This window comes from Pseudooceanicola aestuariicola (genome assembly GCF_045763785.1).
Lineage (GTDB): Bacteria > Pseudomonadota > Alphaproteobacteria > Rhodobacterales > Rhodobacteraceae > Pseudooceanicola.
Window position 1 is genome coordinate 162,726 of the sequence record NZ_JBJGSF010000003.1, and the last position, 17,417, is coordinate 180,142.

At 61.1% G+C, this 17,417-nt stretch carries 16 protein-coding genes; 11 read left to right on the forward strand and 5 right to left on the reverse strand.

Annotated elements, in window-relative coordinates; all coding sequences use genetic code 11:
• Positions 1-55 precede the first annotated feature (55 nt).
• The 3 genes from ACI3GR_RS13230 to ACI3GR_RS13240 form a co-directional block, all read right to left on the reverse strand.
• Positions 56-499: a MaoC family dehydratase gene (locus ACI3GR_RS13230; protein ID WP_407495166.1), complete on the reverse strand. Its 444-nt coding sequence runs from the start codon at positions 497-499 to the stop codon at positions 56-58.
• Positions 500-613: 114 nt separating this feature from the next.
• Positions 614-1,489 carry a TIGR01459 family HAD-type hydrolase gene (locus ACI3GR_RS13235; RefSeq protein WP_407495167.1) on the reverse strand — a complete coding sequence of 292 codons (876 nt, stop codon included), beginning with the start codon at positions 1,487-1,489 and terminating at the stop codon, positions 614-616.
• A 273-nt stretch (positions 1,490-1,762) separates the two neighbouring features.
• Positions 1,763-2,683 carry a manganese-dependent inorganic pyrophosphatase gene (locus tag ACI3GR_RS13240; RefSeq protein ID WP_407495168.1) on the reverse strand — a complete coding sequence of 307 codons (921 nt, stop codon included), beginning with the start codon at positions 2,681-2,683 and terminating at the stop codon, positions 1,763-1,765.
• 244 nt (positions 2,684-2,927) lie between these two features.
• Between ACI3GR_RS13240 and ACI3GR_RS13245 the strand changes: the two genes are divergently transcribed.
• Entirely contained in the window at positions 2,928-3,365 is a 438-nt protein-coding gene (locus ACI3GR_RS13245; RefSeq protein WP_407495169.1) for a winged helix-turn-helix transcriptional regulator, read from the forward strand.
• A gap of 2 nt (positions 3,366-3,367) precedes the next feature.
• Here the strand turns inward: ACI3GR_RS13245 and ACI3GR_RS13250 are convergent, their stop codons facing one another.
• Complete coding sequence (locus tag ACI3GR_RS13250; RefSeq protein WP_407495170.1) at positions 3,368-4,066, reverse strand: ZIP family metal transporter; 699 nt, start codon at positions 4,064-4,066, stop codon at positions 3,368-3,370.
• Between the two features lie 97 nt (positions 4,067-4,163).
• Here ACI3GR_RS13250 and ACI3GR_RS13255 point away from each other — a divergent pair, with 97 nt between their 5' ends.
• The 7 genes from ACI3GR_RS13255 to ACI3GR_RS13285 all read left to right on the forward strand — a co-directional run bounded on the left by ACI3GR_RS13255 (position 4,164) and on the right by ACI3GR_RS13285 (position 11,249).
• Positions 4,164-4,871 (forward strand): DUF2161 domain-containing phosphodiesterase, encoded by a 708-nt coding sequence (locus ACI3GR_RS13255; RefSeq protein ID WP_407495580.1) that lies wholly within the window; start codon positions 4,164-4,166, stop codon positions 4,869-4,871.
• A gap of 143 nt (positions 4,872-5,014) precedes the next feature.
• Positions 5,015-5,302 (forward strand): co-chaperone GroES, encoded by a 288-nt coding sequence (gene groES, locus ACI3GR_RS13260; RefSeq protein ID WP_407495171.1) that lies wholly within the window; start codon positions 5,015-5,017, stop codon positions 5,300-5,302.
• 60 nt (positions 5,303-5,362) lie between these two features.
• Entirely contained in the window at positions 5,363-7,009 is a 1,647-nt protein-coding gene (groL, locus tag ACI3GR_RS13265; protein WP_407495172.1) for a chaperonin GroEL, read from the forward strand.
• A 301-nt stretch (positions 7,010-7,310) separates the two neighbouring features.
• Positions 7,311-8,456: an alpha-D-ribose 1-methylphosphonate 5-triphosphate diphosphatase gene (locus tag ACI3GR_RS13270; protein WP_407495173.1), complete on the forward strand. Its 1,146-nt coding sequence runs from the start codon at positions 7,311-7,313 to the stop codon at positions 8,454-8,456.
• A 97-nt stretch (positions 8,457-8,553) separates the two neighbouring features.
• Positions 8,554-10,335 (forward strand): aspartate--tRNA ligase, encoded by a 1,782-nt coding sequence (gene aspS, locus ACI3GR_RS13275; RefSeq protein WP_407495174.1) that lies wholly within the window; start codon positions 8,554-8,556, stop codon positions 10,333-10,335.
• Between the two features lie 160 nt (positions 10,336-10,495).
• Entirely contained in the window at positions 10,496-10,777 is a 282-nt protein-coding gene (locus ACI3GR_RS13280; protein WP_407495175.1) for a hypothetical protein, read from the forward strand.
• A 25-nt stretch (positions 10,778-10,802) separates the two neighbouring features.
• Positions 10,803-11,249 (forward strand): thermonuclease family protein, encoded by a 447-nt coding sequence (locus tag ACI3GR_RS13285; protein ID WP_407495176.1) that lies wholly within the window; start codon positions 10,803-10,805, stop codon positions 11,247-11,249.
• Between the two features lie 6 nt (positions 11,250-11,255).
• On the opposite strand, the gene ACI3GR_RS13290 is transcribed toward ACI3GR_RS13285, so the two are convergent.
• Positions 11,256-11,807, reverse strand: a complete 552-nt coding sequence (locus ACI3GR_RS13290) for a CHAP domain-containing protein (RefSeq protein WP_407495177.1) — start codon at positions 11,805-11,807, stop codon at positions 11,256-11,258.
• Between the two features lie 155 nt (positions 11,808-11,962).
• On the opposite strand from ACI3GR_RS13290, the gene ACI3GR_RS13295 reads away from it, so the two are divergent.
• The 3 genes from ACI3GR_RS13295 to ACI3GR_RS13305 all read left to right on the forward strand — a co-directional run bounded on the left by ACI3GR_RS13295 (position 11,963) and on the right by ACI3GR_RS13305 (position 17,373).
• Positions 11,963-12,760, forward strand: coding sequence for a BglII/BstYI family type II restriction endonuclease (locus tag ACI3GR_RS13295; protein ID WP_407495178.1), 798 nt, complete (start codon positions 11,963-11,965; stop codon positions 12,758-12,760).
• A 258-nt stretch (positions 12,761-13,018) separates the two neighbouring features.
• Positions 13,019-14,227 (forward strand): efflux RND transporter periplasmic adaptor subunit, encoded by a 1,209-nt coding sequence (locus tag ACI3GR_RS13300; RefSeq protein WP_407495179.1) that lies wholly within the window; start codon positions 13,019-13,021, stop codon positions 14,225-14,227.
• Positions 14,228-14,238: 11 nt separating this feature from the next.
• The gene (locus ACI3GR_RS13305) at positions 14,239-17,373 is read left to right on the forward strand and encodes an efflux RND transporter permease subunit (RefSeq protein ID WP_407495581.1); all 3,135 of its coding nucleotides are present in this window, start codon (positions 14,239-14,241) and stop codon (positions 17,371-17,373) included.
• The last annotated feature ends 44 nt before the right edge of the window (positions 17,374-17,417 follow it).

The following is a 17,417-nucleotide window of genomic DNA, read 5'->3' on the forward strand; positions in this document are numbered from 1 at the left end:
ACACGGCTCTCTGGCCCTCAAATCTCGGCTCAGGATATGTTTGGCGAAATGAGGATCAGTCGAACTTGCGCGACGGGGCCAGCACGGTGGCTTCGCCCATCAGAACCTTTTTACCGTCGACCATGCAGCGGCAATCCAGTTTCACGCGGCGCTTGGCGTGGTCGATGTCGATGACCTCGACCTCGGCCAGAACCATGTCGCCGGGGCGGACGGGGGCAAGAAACTTGAGCGTCTGGCCCATGTAGACGGTGCCATGACCCGGAAGCTGTTCACCGATCACGGCCGAGATCAGTCCAGCGGTCAGCATGCCGTGGGCGATGCGACCTTCAAAGATCGTGTCCTGGGCGTAGTCGTCGTCCAGATGGACAGGGTTCCGGTCGGTCGAAACCTGCGCGAACATCTCGATATCTTCGTCGGTGACGACTTTGCGCAGATGGCGGATCATCCCCATCTCGATGTCTTCAATGCAGATCGTGCCGCGCGGAAGGTTGTCCAACATGTTCTCCACCTTTTCAGTGGGCGGGTAATAAATGATTGCGTTCGCCCGTGATTGGGCAACTTTATTACTTTGCTGGTGCAGAAAATCAAGGGGCCGCATGCCCCACGCGGCAATTTATCTCAGGAAGCCTATCGCATAGGTCGGATTGGATTTTTCCTTATCCAGATAGGCATTTAGGGCCTCTTGGTCGGGTTGATCCTTGGTCTTCGTCTCGGACGCGGCAAGACCCCCGGTGATGAACAGGCTGTCGATGTCTTCGCCCATGGCCCCCTGAATGTCCGTGGCGATTCCATCCCCGATGGCGAGGATTCCCTCGGGGCCGACGGATTTGCCAAGCGCCTGAAGGCGTCTGCGGGCAAGGTCATAGATCGGCGGGTGTGGTTTCCCGAAATACAGGCTTTCACCGCCCATTTCGGTATAAAGCTGCGCCACGGCCCCGGCGCACCATTCGCGCCGCTCGCCCCGGTCGACAACGATGTCAGGGTTGGCGCACAGCAATTTCAGACCCTTAGTCTTGGCATACAGCAGGCCAGGTCGCAGGTCTTCGGGATCGGCCAGCGGATCGAAAGGGCCGGTACAGACGATGCCTTCGGCCTGATCCAGCGGGACGGTTTCGATGTGGATAGGTTTGTCCTGAATGGTCAGAGGCTTGAGAAAGCTGTCTTTTTCCTCTTCCAGACCAATGAAATAGACCTTATGGCCGACAGCCCCGTCAAAGGCGGCGGCGCGGGCGCTGTCGCCCGAGGTCGCGATAGCGTCCCAGGCGTCTGTCGGGACACCAAACCCATCAAGCTGTTTTTCCACCGATCCGCGCGGGCGGGGGGAGTTGGTGACCAAGATCACCGTGCCGCCTCGCTGGCGATAGGCGATCAATGCATCGCAGGCGTCCGGGAAAGCTTTGACCCCGTTGTGAACGCAGCCCCAGAGATCGACGAATAACGCGTCGTAGCGGTCAGAGATATCGGCGAGCGATGAGATGATCTGGGTCATGATAGGTCCGGTGCTGAAGGGCTTGGTGGGAAGCTAGGCTTGGAGGCAAAGGAAGGCCAGTGCGGAATGGACGAATGGTGGTTTCCGGGGTGATTTTGATCGGGATGAGATTACATATTTGAGAGTCTTTTTAAGCAGTTATCCACAATCTCCTGCCACACAGTTCCAGAATCCCGACTTTTTACCCCCCACCGTCGTTGCAGGACAATTTGCAGCCCGACGAACAAAAAAAGGCGCCCGAAGGCGCCCTTTCCAATACGATTTCCCGGGGCCTCAGACCTTGAGGTTCGGGATGATCTGCTTTTTGCGCGACATGATGCCGGGCAGTACGACGGTGTCACCGCTGACCTCTGCGCCAAAGCTTTTTTCCGCCACGCCCTTGATCAGGTCGTTCGGGACGAAGAGCGTCGCTTCTTCATTCAGAATGTCGACGACGAACAATAGAACCTCGTCCACGCCGTCTTCTGCGGCGACGTCCTTGAACGACGCCATCAGGCTGTCCTTGCGGTCCAACACGATCTTGGGCGCGGTGGTTTCCAGAACCGATACGCGGAACTTGGTGCCGCCGACCTCGTATTCCTTGCTGTCCATGCGGATCAGTTCGGCGTCGGAAAAGGCCGAGACGTCGGATTTTGCTTCAAACATTTCAGAGGCATAGGCCGACAGGTCGATATTCAGCTCTTTCGCCAGCTGGATCGCCAAGTCCTTGTCCTGATCGGTCGTGGTGGGCGACCGGAATTCCAGCGTGTCGGACAGGATGCAGGACAGCATCGCGCCTTTGATGTTATCGGGCATCTTGTCGGCGTTGTCGCCCATCAGGTTGTGCATGATGGTCGCGGTGCAGGCCAGCGGCTTGATCGTGATATCGATCGGGGCCTTGGTTTCCAGACCGCCGGTCAGTTTATGGTGGTCGATGATCTGGATGATGTCCGCGTCATTGATATTGTCGGGCAGTTCCGCCGGGTTGTTGGTGTCTACGATGACGACCTGTTCGCCTGTCGCAACGCCGCTGATGATCTCGGGCTTATCAAAACCCCACTTTTCCGCGACGAAGGCCGCTTCGGTATTGGGCTCGCCCAGCAGGGCGGGGGTGGCGGGGGTGCCGCGCACTTCGGACAGGTACCACGCCCAGATGATGGGGGACCCGGTGGAATCCGTGTCAGGGGATTTATGGCCGAAAACCTTGATCGTCATCTTTCGTGAACCTCGTATCGATGGGCGATTTTGCGCCCTTATAGGAGCCTTCGGACCCCTTGTCACCCGGGCGAAATGCCCGGCGGTTGCATGCAGCGATGAAAGCAAAAAGATCGAAAATTCTGGCTGAAACTTCGGTTTCCAGAAATCTGGAATCCATTCTGAATCCATTGCTTGCGAATCCAGAGCTTTAATGCTGTTTTAATACTTGCAGAATGAAAGCATAAGAAAATAAGGGGTTTGGATGCCGAAGCGAGGGTCTGATCTGTGGCATGGATGTCCGGTGCGGTTCGGCGCGACCGTGCTTGGCGATCCTTGGACTTTGCTGATCCTGCGCGACCTGATGTTTCGCGACGCGCGGCATTACGGCGATTTCGCGCGGGCGGGCGAACGTATCTCGACCAACATTCTGGCGGACCGTCTGCAGTGGCTTGAGGGCGAGGGGATACTTGTCAAAACCCGAGATCCGGACTGGGCGGTGCGGGTGATATATCGGCTGACGGAAAAGGGCCGGGGCCTTGTGCCGGTGATCCTGTCGATCATCGATTGGTCAGAGGCATGGGATGACAAGACAGAGGTGCCCGCCGATTTCATCGCGGCCTATCGGGCCGATCCGGCGGGCTTTGCAGCGTCTATTCAGGAAAGCCTAAGGCAGGACGCCGCACGCGACGGCGCGGCCTAGGCTCAGGCCAGTTGGGTCAGCGCGAAAGCGGTCAGCAGTCCGATCGCGACGGCAATCCCGGTGGTCTTGTGGTCTTCTTTATAGGCCTGCGGAAAGACCTCGGTTGCCAGCGATGCGGTTACGGCCCCGGCGGCAAAGGCGCGGATGGCGGCCAAGGGGCCTTGGCCCACGCCCTGAAGCGCCAGGTTCCCGATCACCGCTGCCGCCGCCAACAGTCCTGCTGTCGCCGTCCAAAGCACCAGCGTGCGCCGTTTCGACATGCCGTTGCTGGCCATCTGCTGCGCACCGCCCGCGGCTTCGGGCAGGTTCGACAGCAGGATGGACCCGGCCAAGGCAGCGACCTCCATCGGTCCTGCGCCAATCAGCGCGACGCCAAGCGCAAGGTTTTCCGGCACGCCGTCAAAGGTAATGGCCAATAACAGGCCCTTACCTTCCGACCCTTCGGTCTTTTTCTCCAGCACTGTGTCTGCCGTCGTGAAGGCGATCGCCCCGGTGGCGACCGACAGGCTTAACAGCCACAGGGGCAGGTGGTCCGACGCAGGCTGGATCAATTCCAGCATCACCGACACGATCAGCGCCCCGCCCGCAAGCGCGACCATGAAACCTTCGACCTTGGTGGGTAAAGGGCCGTAAAGCCCCCAGACCGCCCCGACGATCAGGGCCGCAGAGACGACGGCAACAACTAGGATCAATGTCAGCATGGGGTGTGTCCCGCAGTTGCAACAGGGCTATCCCCTTCAGATCAAACCTATGGCGGGCGGGCTTGTTCCCAAGCCGCTGATCCTTCAGGATTCCACGATGGCCAAAATCCGCGAAACCGACCTTTATCCCCCGGTCAAATCCTTCCTCGAAGCGCAGGGGTACGAGGTCAAGGCCGAAGTCACCGGCGTCGACGTGGTCGCCATGCGCGACGACGATCCCGATCCGGTGATTGTCGAGCTGAAGGTGGGGATGAACCTGACGCTGGTCCAGCAAGGCGTGGCGCGGCAGGCGATGACCGACTGGGTCTACCTTGCGGTGCCGACGATGCGCGGGCGCAAGGCGCTGGCGGGCCATATCGCTTTGTGTCGCCGGTTGGGATTGGGATTTATGACGGTGCGCCCGCGGGATGGTCACGTGGACGTGCACTGCGACCCCGGGCCTTTCGCGCCGCGTCAGTCAAAGCCTCGCAAAGGCCGTCTGCTACGTGAGTTCCAACGGCGGGTCGGAGATCCGAATGCTGGCGGATCGGTGGGCGTCAAGCTGGTCACCGCCTATCGTCAGGATGCGCTGCGCTGTGCTGCATTTCTATCAGAGCATGGCCCGACCCGCGGCGCCGAGGTGGCCAAGTCCGTCGGCGTGCCAAATGCGACGACGATCATGCGTGACGATCATTACGGATGGTTTGAAAAGGTTGAGCGGGGCGTATATGTGCTGACCCCCAAGGGCCGCGATGAAACGTGCGCGTTTCCCGCGCCGCTGCCCAATGACGAGGCCGTTCCTCAGCCCTCCGTCGCGAAGATTTAATCCCACCTGACGCTTGACAGGCCTGCTCCCGCTCCTTATCTCCGCGCCGTTAGCACTCACGATGGGTGAGTGATAACGCCTCCGGGTCGTCGTTAACGAGGCCGGGGGGCAAGGGAGAAACTTTGAGCCAAGGAGCCTCAGAGATGGCATTCAAACCGCTTCACGACCGTGTGCTGGTCAAGCGCGTAGAGAGCGAAGAAAAAACCGCAGGCGGGCTGATCATCCCCGACAGCGCCAAGGAAAAGCCGGCGGAAGGCGAAGTTGTTGCTGTGGGCGAAGGCGCCCGTAAAGACAGCGGCGAGCTGATCGAGATGGCTGTAAAAGCCGGCGACAAGATCCTCTTCGGCAAATGGTCCGGCACCGAGATCACGCTGGACGGCCAAGAGCTGCTGATCATGAAAGAAAGCGACATCCTCGGCGTGATCGCCTGAGGAACGACGGGCTATGGCCCTCGCTCGCTTTAACATCAACGACTAGTCAGGAGAGACAACATGTCTGCTAAGGACGTCAAGTTTGACACCGAAGCCCGCAATAAAATGCTTAAGGGCGTCAACATCCTCGCCGATGCGGTGAAGGTGACCCTCGGCCCGAAAGGCCGTAACGTTGTGCTGGAGAAATCCTTCGGCGCGCCCCGTATCACCAAGGACGGTGTGTCCGTTGCCAAAGAGATCGAACTGGAAGACAAGTTCGAGAACATGGGCGCACAGATGGTGAAAGAAGTTGCTTCGCGCACCAACGACGAAGCAGGTGACGGCACCACGACCGCGACCGTTCTGGCGCAAGCCATCGTCAAAGAAGGCATGAAGCAGGTTGCTGCTGGCCTGAACCCGATGGACCTGAAGCGCGGCATCGATCTGGCGACCTCCAAGGTTGTCGAAGCGATCAAAGCAGCTGCCCGTGACGTGACCGACAGCGACGAAGTTGCTCAGGTTGGCACCATTTCCGCCAACGGCGAAGCCAACATCGGCCGCATGATCGCAGACGCGATGCAGAAAGTCGGCAACGAAGGTGTTATCACCGTCGAAGAAAACAAAGGCATGGAAACCGAAGTGGATGTCGTCGAAGGCATGCAGTTCGACCGCGGCTACCTGTCGCCCTACTTTGTCACCAACCCCGACAAGATGCTGACCGAGCTTGAGGACTGTATGATCCTCCTGCACGAGAAGAAACTGTCCTCGCTGCAGCCGATGGTTCCGCTGCTCGAGCAGGTGATCCAGTCGCAGAAACCCCTGCTGATCATCGCAGAAGACGTCGAAGGCGAGGCTCTGGCCACGCTGGTCGTCAACAAACTGCGCGGCGGTCTGAAAATCGCGGCTGTCAAAGCACCGGGCTTCGGCGATCGCCGCAAGGCCATGCTGCAGGACATCGCGATCCTGACCGGTGGCCAGGTCATCTCCGAAGACCTGGGCATGAAGCTGGAATCCGTGACCATGGACATGCTTGGCACCGCCAAGAAGGTTTCGATCACCAAAGACGAAACCACCATCGTTGACGGCAACGGCGACAAGGCAGAGATCGAAGCACGTGTTGCCCAGATCAACACCCAGATCGCTGACACCACGTCCGACTACGACCGTGAGAAGCTGCAGGAACGCGTTGCCAAACTGGCAGGCGGTGTTGCTGTCATCCGCGTCGGCGGCATGACCGAGGTTGAAGTGAAAGAGCGTAAGGACCGTGTGGACGATGCTCTGAACGCGACGCGCGCTGCTGTGCAGGAAGGCGTCATTGTCGGTGGTGGTGTTGCTCTGGTTCAGGGCGGCAAGGCACTGGAAGGTCTGGAAGGCGCGAACGCTGACCAGAACGCCGGTATCGCCATCGTGCGCCGTGCTCTGGAAGCTCCGCTGCGTCAGATCGCTGAAAACGCAGGCGTCGACGGTGCCGTCGTCGCTGGCAAAATCCGCGAATCCGACGACGTTAAGTTCGGCTTCAACGCTCAGACCGAAGAATATGGTGACATGTTCAAATTCGGTGTGATCGACCCGGCCAAAGTGACCCGGACCGCTCTGGAAGATGCGGCCTCGATCGCTGGTCTGCTGATCACCACCGAAGCCATGGTTGCCGACAAGCCCGCCAAAGAAGGCGCAGGCGGCGGCATGCCCGACATGGGCGGCATGGGCGGCATGGGCGGCATGATGTAATTCATGCCGGTCCCGGCCCGAGTGCTGGACTGCCAAGATTAGGGAAGGGGCGTCGCTTGCGGCGCCCCTTTTCTTTTGTGGGTTATGATTATGTCGTCCTGGGCGCGATGACCTTTGACCGTTGAAATCTGGTTGACGAAAATGGTCATTGGCCCGCCCGGCGTGTACGCCGGGCAGCGCCGACCCGCCCCCATGGGCGGCGCTTTCGCGCCACCCCGGGTCGGTCGCTGCCCTCAGTAAACTGAACGGACGTTAGGTATCTCCCCTTGATCCTCCCGCCGCGCCGCGCCAAACCGCTCCCATGACCCTGCCCGAATTCCATATCGCCGGCGCGCTGATCCATCGGCCCAACGGCCTGTCAGGTGCGCCGCTGGCCATTGCGGACGGCAAAATCGCCGATCAGCCCTCGGGCCGTGCTGTGCACTTGCCGGGCTGGACCATTCGCCCCGGAATGATCGACGTGCACGGTGATGGGTTCGAACGTCACTTGGCCCCACGGCGCGGCGCGTTAAAGGACCTGTCCCTAGGGTTCGGATCGCTGGACACAGAGCTTGCTGCAAATGGCATCACCACCGCCTACCTTGCGCAGTTCTACAGCTGGGAAGGCGGGATGCGCGGCCCGGATTTTGCGGAACGGATGCTAGAGGCGCTGGTCAACGCTCGGCAGCACGCCGTCACCGATCTACAGGTGCAACTGCGGGTCGAGATGTCGTTGATCGACGACTTTGACCGGATCGCCGGGCTGATCGACCGCTTTATGATCCCATACGTCGTCTTTAACGACCACATCCCCCATGACGCGCTGGACAAGGGCAAGCGCCCGCCGCGCCTGACCGGGCAGGCGTTGAAATCCGGCCGATCTCCCGAGGCGCATCTGGAGTTGTTGCAATCGCTGCACGCCCGTCGTGACGATGTGCCAGAGGCCGTCACCAAGATGGCCAATAGCCTGACAGGACAGGGCGTTCTGACCGGCAGCCATGATGACGGCGATGCCGAGGCCCGCCAGTCGTCGCGCGCCATGGGGCTGAAAGTGTCCGAATTTCCGGAAAGCCATGACGCCGCGCTGGACGCCGCCGCACATCACGACCCGATCGTCATGGGCGCGCCGAACGTTGTCCGGGGCGGGTCGCATCAGAACAAGGTTTCTGCAACCGATCTGATCCGCGAAGGGCTCTGCACGGCTTTGGCGTCCGATTACCATTACCCTGCGCTTTATCAGGCGGTCACCAGCCTGACGCCAGTGATAGGCGAAGATGCCGCTTGGGCGCTGGTGACCACCGGGCCCGCGCAGATGCTGGGCCTGACGGATCGGGGGGCACTGTCCACGGGCATGCGCGCCGATCTGGTGGCGATCAACCCGGCCACGCGGCGGATCGGCCTGACCATCACCGGCGGGCGCATCGCCTATGCCGATCCGCTGGCCGCGCAGGCGTTGCTGGACGCCTAAGGCCCGCGCCGCGCCCCGTTCTGCTTGACTTCCGGGCGCTGACCATGTGTATCGGCCCAAGCCGGATTTGATGTCCCGAGACATAAGGAAATTGCCCATGCACCCGTATCGCAGCCACACCTGCGCCGACCTTACCGCCGCCAATGTGGGCGACACCGTCCGCCTGTCGGGCTGGGTGCATCGGGTGCGCGATCACGGCGGTGTTCTGTTCATCGACCTGCGCGACCATTACGGCGTGACGCAGGTTCTGTGTGACCCCGACAGCCCGGTGTTTGCCGAGGTCGAAAAGGTTCGGTCCGAATGGTGTATCCGGATCGACGGCAACGTGAAGGCGCGCGATGCGTCTTTGGTGAACGCCAAGATCCCCACGGGCGAGATCGAGGTTTTCATCCGCGATATGGAAGTGCTGGGCGCGTCCAAGGAACTGCCGCTGATGGTTTTCGGCGATCAGGAATACCCCGAAGAAACCCGCCTGCGGTACCGTTACCTTGACCTGCGCCGCGACGTGATGCAGCGCAATATGACGCTGCGGTCAGACGTTGTCGCGTCGATGCGGAAACGTATGTGGGACAAGGGCTTCCGTGAATACCAGACGCCGATCATCACGGCATCCTCGCCCGAAGGCGCGCGCGACTTCCTTGTGCCGTCGCGTCTGCATCCGGGCAAGTTCTACGCCCTGCCGCAGGCCCCGCAGCAGTTCAAACAGCTGCTGATGGTGTCGGGCTTTGACAAGTATTTCCAGATCGCGCCCTGCTTCCGCGACGAAGACCCGCGCGCTGACCGGTCGCCCACCGATTTCTACCAGCTCGACATGGAGATGTCGTTCGTCACGCAGCAAGACGTTTTCGACACGATCGCGCCTGTTCTGGGTGGTGTGTTCGAAGAATTCGGCGGCGGTAAGAAGGTCGACGCCCCGGCAGAGTGGCCGCAGATCTCCTACGCTGATGCGGCGCTGAAGTACGGCAGCGACAAGCCCGACCTTCGCAACCCGATCGAAATGCAGGTTGTGTCCGAGCATTTCGCAGGTTCCGGCTTTGCGATCTTTGCCAAGCTGCTGGAACAGGACGGCACCGAAATCCGTGCCATCCCCGCGCCGACGGGCGGCAGCCGCAAATTCTGTGACCGGATGAATGCCTTTGCGCAGAAAGAAGGCCTGCCGGGTATGGGCTATATCTTCTGGCGCGATCAGGGCGACGGCATGGAAGCCGCAGGCCCGCTGGCCAAGAACATCGGCCCCGAGCGGACCGAAGCGATCCGCCAGCAGCTGGGACTTGGTGTCGGCGACGCGGCGTTCTTCTTGGGTGGCAAGCCCAAGTCGTTCGAGGCCGTCGCAGGCCGCGCCCGCAACGTCATCGGCGAAGAACTGGGCCTGACCGACAAGGATCGCTATGCCTTTGCGTGGATCGTGGATTTCCCGATCTACGAACAGGACGAAGAAACCGGCAAGATCGATTTCGAACACAACCCGTTTTCCATGCCGCAGGGTGGGTTGGAAGCGCTGGAATCGGACCCGCTGTCCGTCAAAGGCTTCCAGTACGATCTGGCGTGCAACGGCTATGAAATCGTGTCCGGCGCGATCCGGAATCACAAGCCCGAGATCATGTTCAAAGCCTTTGAAATCGCAGGCTATCCCAAGGAAGAAGTCACCAAACGCTTTGGCGGTATGGTCAACGCGTTCCAATACGGCGCACCGCCCCACGGTGGCTGCGCGGCGGGTGTGGACCGGATCGTCATGCTGCTGGCAGACGAAGACAACCTGCGCGATGTGATGCTGTTCCCGATGAACCAGCGCGCCGAAGACTTGATGATGGGCGCGCCGTCGGAACCGACCTCCGACCAGCTGATGGAGCTGTCTTTGCGGGTCATCCCGCAGGAGTAAACTGCGACACCTATCAAACATTGAAAGGCGGGGTTTCCCCGCCTTTTCTTTGTCTGCCGCATCGTGGCATCGGATTTCGCTGGCGCTGATCATCGCATTGGATGATTGAATGCGAAGGGGCAGGGCATCTGCCCGTGTCATGTCTTAGGCAGGCGAAATGATGGATCACGACAGATCGCAGACTAACCCGGACGACCCCATCGTCATGATCTTCACTCCGGCGCTGGTCGCGGTGCTGTTGGTGGCCGAAGAAGACAAGGGCGCCCCCTTGACCAAGGATGAAGTTATCGCCATCCGCGACACAGCGGCCTGTATGACGATGAAACGGTCAGAGGCACAGCAGATGGTTGCGCATCGGGGCTATTCCGATGTCGATCCGGACTACGTCTGGGAAGACTTCCAAGCCGTGCGCGCAGCGCGCAATCGACCGCCAAATTCCTGACCAAATCACGGGCTAAGGCGTAGGGATGAGCAATATCATCCCCATCTCGTCCCGCCCCAGGAAAAGTAGACGCCGGGGCCGGCAGGGCACCCCCGGGTATGTCTGGCTGGTGGTCTTCGCTGTGTTCTTCCTGGCATGGAAGCAAGACGGGATTCTCAAGGAACTCCATAGCCTTATCGCCCCTGATAAGGCGCTGTCCGGCCCTGTGACGCACGTCCGCGATGGCGACACGATCGAGGTTGCGGGTGTGCCCGTCCGGCTGGCCAAGCTGGATTGCGCAGAACGCGGGACCAGCGATGGGCGGCGCGCGTCGGATCACATGCGCAAGCTGGTGCGCGGCCAGCAGATGACCTGCACGCTGGAAGGGCGCAAATCCTATGACCGGGAGGTCGGGGAATGCGCGCTTGGCGACGGTCGCGATGTCGGAGAGGTCATGATCAGCGAGGGCTATTGCCCCCGCTGGAGGTGGTGACCCGGATCAAACGTCCGAGTTTGGCAGGATGAACCCGTTGATCGGATAAACCTTGCCGTATTGGCCGGGGTTGGTTTCAACGCGCACGCGGGACCAATCGTTTTTCTCGCTCACGTCGATGACGCCCATACCCAAGGACACCTTGTTGCGGTGCCAGTTGGCGTGGTCGATGCGGATCGTGCGGTCGTCAATCTTTTGCGACACGACGGCGACATGGCCCATCGGCATGCCAGAGGTCGCGGCAAAGGCCATCACGGCCCCGACATGCGGTTTCTTGGAGCGTTCGAACTGACCAGCAGCCTGACCCCACCACGTGTTCGCATTGCCGCGGATTTCGACGCCACTGGCGGTCCGGGCGAAAGGCACACACCAAACACGCACACCACGGGCGTTTTTGGAGTTGGCCTCGGCAATTGCCATCTCGCGAAGTTCCATGTTCAGAACGGCGCGGTCGGCGGCCTCCTGCGGCGAATGATGGGCACAGGCGGCCCCCAGCAACAACAGGGCACCTGCGGCCAGCCGCAATTTACCCATAGTCCAAGCGCGTTTTACGCTCATGTGTCCCTCAAATATCTGCCAAAACTTGCTTCACTCTTCACGGGAAGCTCACGGCACCATCGCGATCTCTAAAAATTTCTCAAGTTTTTTTGTGTCGCTGCGCGGGAAATCGCCACTCTGGCTCTTGTTTCCGGCACGCGCGTACAGGATCTTTGGTGGCAGGCATCGGGGGTGGCATGTTCGAACAGTTGCAAGATCACGGGTTTGACGTTGCCGTGACCAACCACGCGGGCGCGATCCTGACCCATGATTTCGCGTCAGAGGCTGCGGCCTTGGCCGAGCGGCTGTCGGGGTTCAGCGTCTCGATGGCCGAGCTGATCGGCGGCGGCGGCGGCGAAAGCGGCCAGACCCAACGTCTGCGTCACGCGCTGCATGATGCTGGTTGGCGCAAGCATCGGTTCCATGTCCAAACCATCGTCGACGGCATCGAACGCGAGGGCATCAGCCACGAGGTCGACCATGTGCGGTTCTGCGATCCCGGTGCGCTGGCGCTAGAGGTCGAATGGAACAACAAGGATCCGTTTTTCGACCGGGATCTTGAGAATTTTCAGCGGCTGCACGCGCTGTCGGCCATTTCGGTCGGCATCATCGTCACGCGCGGGGCGTCGTTTCAGGACGGTATCCGCACCCGCATCACCGATTGGCTGCACGACAATGCGCTGACGTCCGAAGATGATCTGGAACGCCTTGGCATCGGCGACCGCACAGCGCGGCAGAAATCCCGCGTCGCCGCGCAGGTGAGCCGCGGCACCCCGTTCCACGAAGCCTTCGCCGGTGCCTTCACGGCGGACAAGTTCGGCCCCTCGACGACGCACTGGGCCAAGCTGGAGGACCGCATCCGGCGCGGCGTTGGCAATCCCTGTCCGCTGGTGTTGATCGGGCTGCCGCTTGGCATCATCTCGGACGCCGCACCAGAGGTGGAGGCCGCAGCGCCGGGGCTGTTCGATACGTAATCTGTCGCGCCGTGTAGGGTGAACGTCAGCTTTGATCCAGCCGCCTGACAGGCACCCGGGGCGCTGCGGTCTTACTCACCAAACCTCGGCGCTTAGATCGCCGTCACGTTTTAACCAGTACAATTTTCTTTGATCGCGCATCCCGGCTGAACCCGGCGCATTTCATTGTGCGGCGACAAGACTTGCTGGTACGCTTCGCGCATTCTGCGACCTGGGAGCGGCTGTATTTGGCTTCCTGATTGATAGGGACAACGTCTAATGCGGCTTTCGTGGCTCAAGGCCTTTCTTAGCCAGATCCTACTGGCGGCTATCGTGATCGGGGCTTTTGTCGCCTTGTGGGTGACACAGGTGCCGTCTGCGCGGCCTTGGCTTGAGAAATATGGTGTGACGGAATTGCTTGGATTGCCTCCGGCGCAGGCATCGGAAAGCGGGTCGTCCGCGCGCAGGTTCGGGCCGGGCGGGCCGACTATGGTGGTAACCGCAGCCGTCGGCACCGGGGCGCTGAATGATCGGATCACCGCGATTGGCGACGGGCGTGCGCTGCGGTCGGTCAATGTCAGGGCCGAAGCCAGCGGGCGGATCACCGAAATCGGGTTCCGGCCCGGCGAAAAGGTCGAAGATGACACCGTCATTTTCCGTCTGAACGACGAGGCCGAGCGCATCGCGCTGGAACGTGCGCGTCTGGTGCTGGCGGATGCGCAGGAAGACGCGCGGCGGTTGGAGCAACTGCGTCAGGCGGGATCAGCGACCGCCGTTGCCCTGCGGCAGGCGGAACTGGCGCTGCGCAACGCTGAACTTGGCGTGCGGCAGGCAGAGTTCGATCTGGAGCAGCGTCTTGTCCTTGCGCCCATCTCGGGCTGGATGGGGCTGTTGGAATACGAGGTCGGCGACCGTGTCAGCACGGCCGACGAATTGGCGGTGGTGTCAGACCGTAGCGAAATTCAGGTTGAGTTCCGTGTGCCGGAACGGGCGTTGGCGCAATTGCAGCCGGGGATGACGATCCAAGCGCAACCGCTCGCCTTGCCGGGGGTGGAGCTAAGCGGGGAATTGGTCGCCATCGACAACATGGTCGATCGGAACAGCCGTACGGTCCGCGTGCTGGCCCAACTGTCGAACGAAGGTGACCGTCTGCGCGATGGCATGTCGCTGTCGGTTAACCTGTCCTTCGAAGGCGATGCCTACCCGACGGTCGATCCTCTGGCGGTGCAATGGTCCAGCAACGGCGCCTTCGTCTGGGCGGTCCGTGATGGCGTTGCGACGCGTGTTCCGGTCGACATCCGCCAACGTAATGCCGACGCGGTGCTAGTCGCAGCCGATCTGGAGGCAGGAGAGCCGGTGGTAATCGAAGGGGTTCAGACACTTCGCCCCGGGGCAGAGGTCAACGTGGCGCAACAGCTACCCGCACCCGGAAGTGACGCCGCGGCCTGTGCCGCCAACTCCGGGGGCAGCGAATGTCAGACCCAGTGACCCAAGACAAGATGAGCCAAGAACCAGAGACCGCTGCCAAAACGCCATCATCGCCAAAAGAGGCCGGCGGTGGCATCGGGCTGTTTGTGCGCCGTCCGATCCTTGCTTATGTCCTGTCTTCTCTGATCGTTATCGCAGGCCTTGCCGGGCTGGCGGGCGTCGAAATCAGGGAACTTCCCGACGTGGACCGCCCGGTTGTCACGGTCACGACCAGCTTTCCCGGTGCGTCCCCCGAAACGGTGGATCAAGAAATCACCGCCCGCGTCGAGGGGGCGGTCGGGCGCGTGTCTGGCATCCGGTCTTTGTCGTCGAATTCCCGCTATGGCCGCAGCCGCGTGACGCTGGAGTTCGGGGATGACGTCGATCTTGATGTGGCGGCAACGGATACCCGCGATGCCATGGCGCGCATCGTCAGCCAACTGCCCGACGGGGCCGAGGATCCGCGGATCGTCAAAGCCGATGCCAATGCTCAGCCCGTGCTGCGCCTAGCCGTCACCTCGCGCACGAGGTCCCCGCAAGAGCTGACGCAGATCGTGGCGGACCGGGTAGAGGATCGCCTGATCTCGACCACTGGGGTGGCCGACCTGCAGATTTACGGCGACCGGGAACCGATCTTTCGCGTCGATATCGATCAACGCAAGCTGGCGGCGCGGGGGCTGACCTTAGCCAACCTGCGAAACGCGCTTGGCACCGTCGCCTTTGACGTGCCTGCTGGCGATTTGACTGGCGAACGGCAACGGATCAACGTGCGGACAACCGCGCTGATCTCAACGGCCGAGGCGTTTGAGGAACTTGAAGTCGCCGACAATGTGCTACTGGGGGATGTGGCCAGCGTGTCGCTTGGGCCTGCGCCGAACGAAACCGTGCTTAGGGCCAATGGCGAAACCGGGATCGGGATCGGTGTGATCCGGCAGGCCACGTCCAACACGCTTGAGATCTCGAAAAACGTGCGCCGTGTGGTCGATGAATTGTCCGGCAGCCTGCCTGAAGACGTGGATATTTTCATCACCTCGGACGACGCCAATTTCATCAACGGTTCAATCGAAGAGGTGCTGAAAACGCTCGGCCTTGCCGTGGCGATCGTCATTGGCATCATCTTCCTGTTTCTGCGCGATATTCGCGCCACGCTGATCCCCGCGCTAAGTATGCCCGTCGCGCTGATCGGCACCCTTGCGGCGCTGTATCTTGTCGGGTTCTCGGTCAACATCCTGACGCTTCTGGCGCTGGTTCTGGCCACGGGCATGGTCGTCGATGATGCCATCGTCGTGCTTGAAAACATCGAGCGCCACAGGTCCATGGGCACCGGACCGCGCGCCGCCGCTGTCATCGGAACCAAAGAGGTATTTTTTGCCGTGGTCACGACGACCGCGACGCTGGCGGCGGTTTTCGTGCCCCTGTCGTTCCTGCCCGGACAGGTCGGCGGTCTGTTCCGCGAATTCGGCTTTACGCTCGCTATCGCGGTGCTGCTGTCGTCGATCGTGGCGCTGTCGTTGTGTCCGGTGCTGGCCAGCCGTCTTTTGACCAAGCCGGTCAAGGAAAACCCCCGCGGGCCGGTTATGTGGCTGGGCGGCGTTCTGGCGCGGTTCTACCGCGGCACGCTGGTGTTCGCGCTGAAGATGCCCTTCGTGGTCCTTCTGATCGCAGGCCTGTTTGCTATGACAGCGTGGTTCATGTCCGGCGGTATCCGAAACGAACTGACCCCGCGCGAAGACCGCGCCGTGGTGCTGTTGTCGATCACTGCACCCCAGGGCGTGGCGCTCAGCTACACCACTGGCAAGATGGCCGAAATCGAAGAAGGCATTCAGCCGCTGCGCGATAGCGGAGAGATCACCAACGTCTTTTCGATCACCGGCTGGGGCGGAAATACGTCGCGCGGGTTCATGGTGATGACCCTGTCGCCGTGGGATCAGCGCAGCCGCAGTCAGGACGAAATCGCCAGCGATATCAACGCGGCGCAGCGCAAAGTCATCGGCCTGCGCGCCTTTGTGATCCAGCCGAACTCTTTGGGGATCCGGGGCGCGGGGCGTGGATTGTCCTTTGCGATTACCGGCAACAACTATAACCAGCTTGCCGAAGTGGCGGAAACGCTGGTGGCCCGAATGTCGGAGAATCCAGACTTCGGGGCGGCCCGGTTGGAGTTTGAGACGACCATGCCGCAGCTTTTCATCGAAATCGATCGCCGTCGGGCGTCTGACCTTGGTGTCGATATCTCGGGGCTGGGCGAAGCGCTGCGGGCGGTGCTGGACGGACGCTCTGTCGGGGAGTTGTTCATCGACGACACCTCCTTCGACATCCAGATGGTGTCGACGTCCAACCCGGTGGACGATCCGTCCGATCTGGAAAATGTCTTTGTCCGGGCAGGTGACGGGCAGATGATCCCCATGTCGACCTTCGTGCAGCTGTCTGAACGGGCGGTGGCGCCCGAGTTGAACCGCGAAGGCCAGAACCGATCCGTCGAAATCTCGGCCAGCCTGACGCCGCAGATGTCCCTTGGCGCCGCCATGGCCGAGGTCGAGCGTATCGGTGAAGACATCCTTGCCGAAGAAAATCGCATCGTTCCCTTGGCCGAAGCCGCCACGCTGGATCAGACCTCGTCGGGGATGTTCATGACCTTCGGCTTTGCCATCGTCGTCGTGTTTCTGGTTCTGTCGGCCCAATTCGAAAGCTTCGTATCGGCGGTGGTCGTGATGTCGACCGTGCCGCTTGGCCTTGCCTGTGCGGCGATTGCGATGGTGCTGTCGGGCATGTCGCTGAACGTCTATTCGCAGATCGGATTGGTGATGCTGATAGGGATCATGGCCAAGAACGGGATTCTGATCGTGGAATTCGCCAACCAGTTAAGAGACCGGGGCAGAGATATTCACACGGCGATCCTAGAGGCTTCGACAATCCGCTTGCGCCCTGTGATGATGACCATGACCTCGACCGTTCTGGGGGGCGTTCCGCTGATCCTGTCGGCCGGTGCGGGGGCCGAAGCGCGTGAAGCGCTTGGCTGGGTCATTGTCGGTGGGCTTGGTCTTGCGACTGTGTCGACGCTGTACCTGACGCCGGTGGTCTACCTGCTGTTGGCCCGTTTCACCAAGCCGAAGGTCGAAGAGGAGCGGCGGTTGATGAACGAACTCGCTGCGGCCGCTGAAACGGCGTGACGCTTGCCCCACGGGTGCGGGTCTAGCGGAGGTTTCGGGTATCG

Coding starts and splice junctions, on each gene's coding strand:
- ACI3GR_RS13250 (WP_407495170.1), bottom strand. CDS start 4,066: ATGCTGACATTGATCCTAGTTGTTGCCGTCGTCTCTGCGGCCCTGATC.
- ACI3GR_RS13305 (WP_407495581.1), top strand. CDS start 14,239: ATGAGCCAAGAACCAGAGACCGCTGCCAAAACGCCATCATCGCCAAAA.
- aspS (WP_407495174.1), top strand. CDS start 8,554: ATGCACCCGTATCGCAGCCACACCTGCGCCGACCTTACCGCCGCCAAT.
- ACI3GR_RS13300 (WP_407495179.1), top strand. CDS start 13,019: ATGCGGCTTTCGTGGCTCAAGGCCTTTCTTAGCCAGATCCTACTGGCG.
- ACI3GR_RS13230 (WP_407495166.1), bottom strand. CDS start 499: ATGTTGGACAACCTTCCGCGCGGCACGATCTGCATTGAAGACATCGAG.
- ACI3GR_RS13240 (WP_407495168.1), bottom strand. CDS start 2,683: ATGACGATCAAGGTTTTCGGCCATAAATCCCCTGACACGGATTCCACC.
- ACI3GR_RS13255 (WP_407495580.1), top strand. CDS start 4,164: ATGGCCAAAATCCGCGAAACCGACCTTTATCCCCCGGTCAAATCCTTC.
- ACI3GR_RS13270 (WP_407495173.1), top strand. CDS start 7,311: ATGACCCTGCCCGAATTCCATATCGCCGGCGCGCTGATCCATCGGCCC.
- ACI3GR_RS13235 (WP_407495167.1), bottom strand. CDS start 1,489: ATGACCCAGATCATCTCATCGCTCGCCGATATCTCTGACCGCTACGAC.
- groL (WP_407495172.1), top strand. CDS start 5,363: ATGTCTGCTAAGGACGTCAAGTTTGACACCGAAGCCCGCAATAAAATG.
- ACI3GR_RS13245 (WP_407495169.1), top strand. CDS start 2,928: ATGCCGAAGCGAGGGTCTGATCTGTGGCATGGATGTCCGGTGCGGTTC.
- ACI3GR_RS13285 (WP_407495176.1), top strand. CDS start 10,803: ATGAGCAATATCATCCCCATCTCGTCCCGCCCCAGGAAAAGTAGACGC.
- ACI3GR_RS13290 (WP_407495177.1), bottom strand. CDS start 11,807: ATGAGCGTAAAACGCGCTTGGACTATGGGTAAATTGCGGCTGGCCGCA.
- ACI3GR_RS13280 (WP_407495175.1), top strand. CDS start 10,496: ATGGATCACGACAGATCGCAGACTAACCCGGACGACCCCATCGTCATG.
- groES (WP_407495171.1), top strand. CDS start 5,015: ATGGCATTCAAACCGCTTCACGACCGTGTGCTGGTCAAGCGCGTAGAG.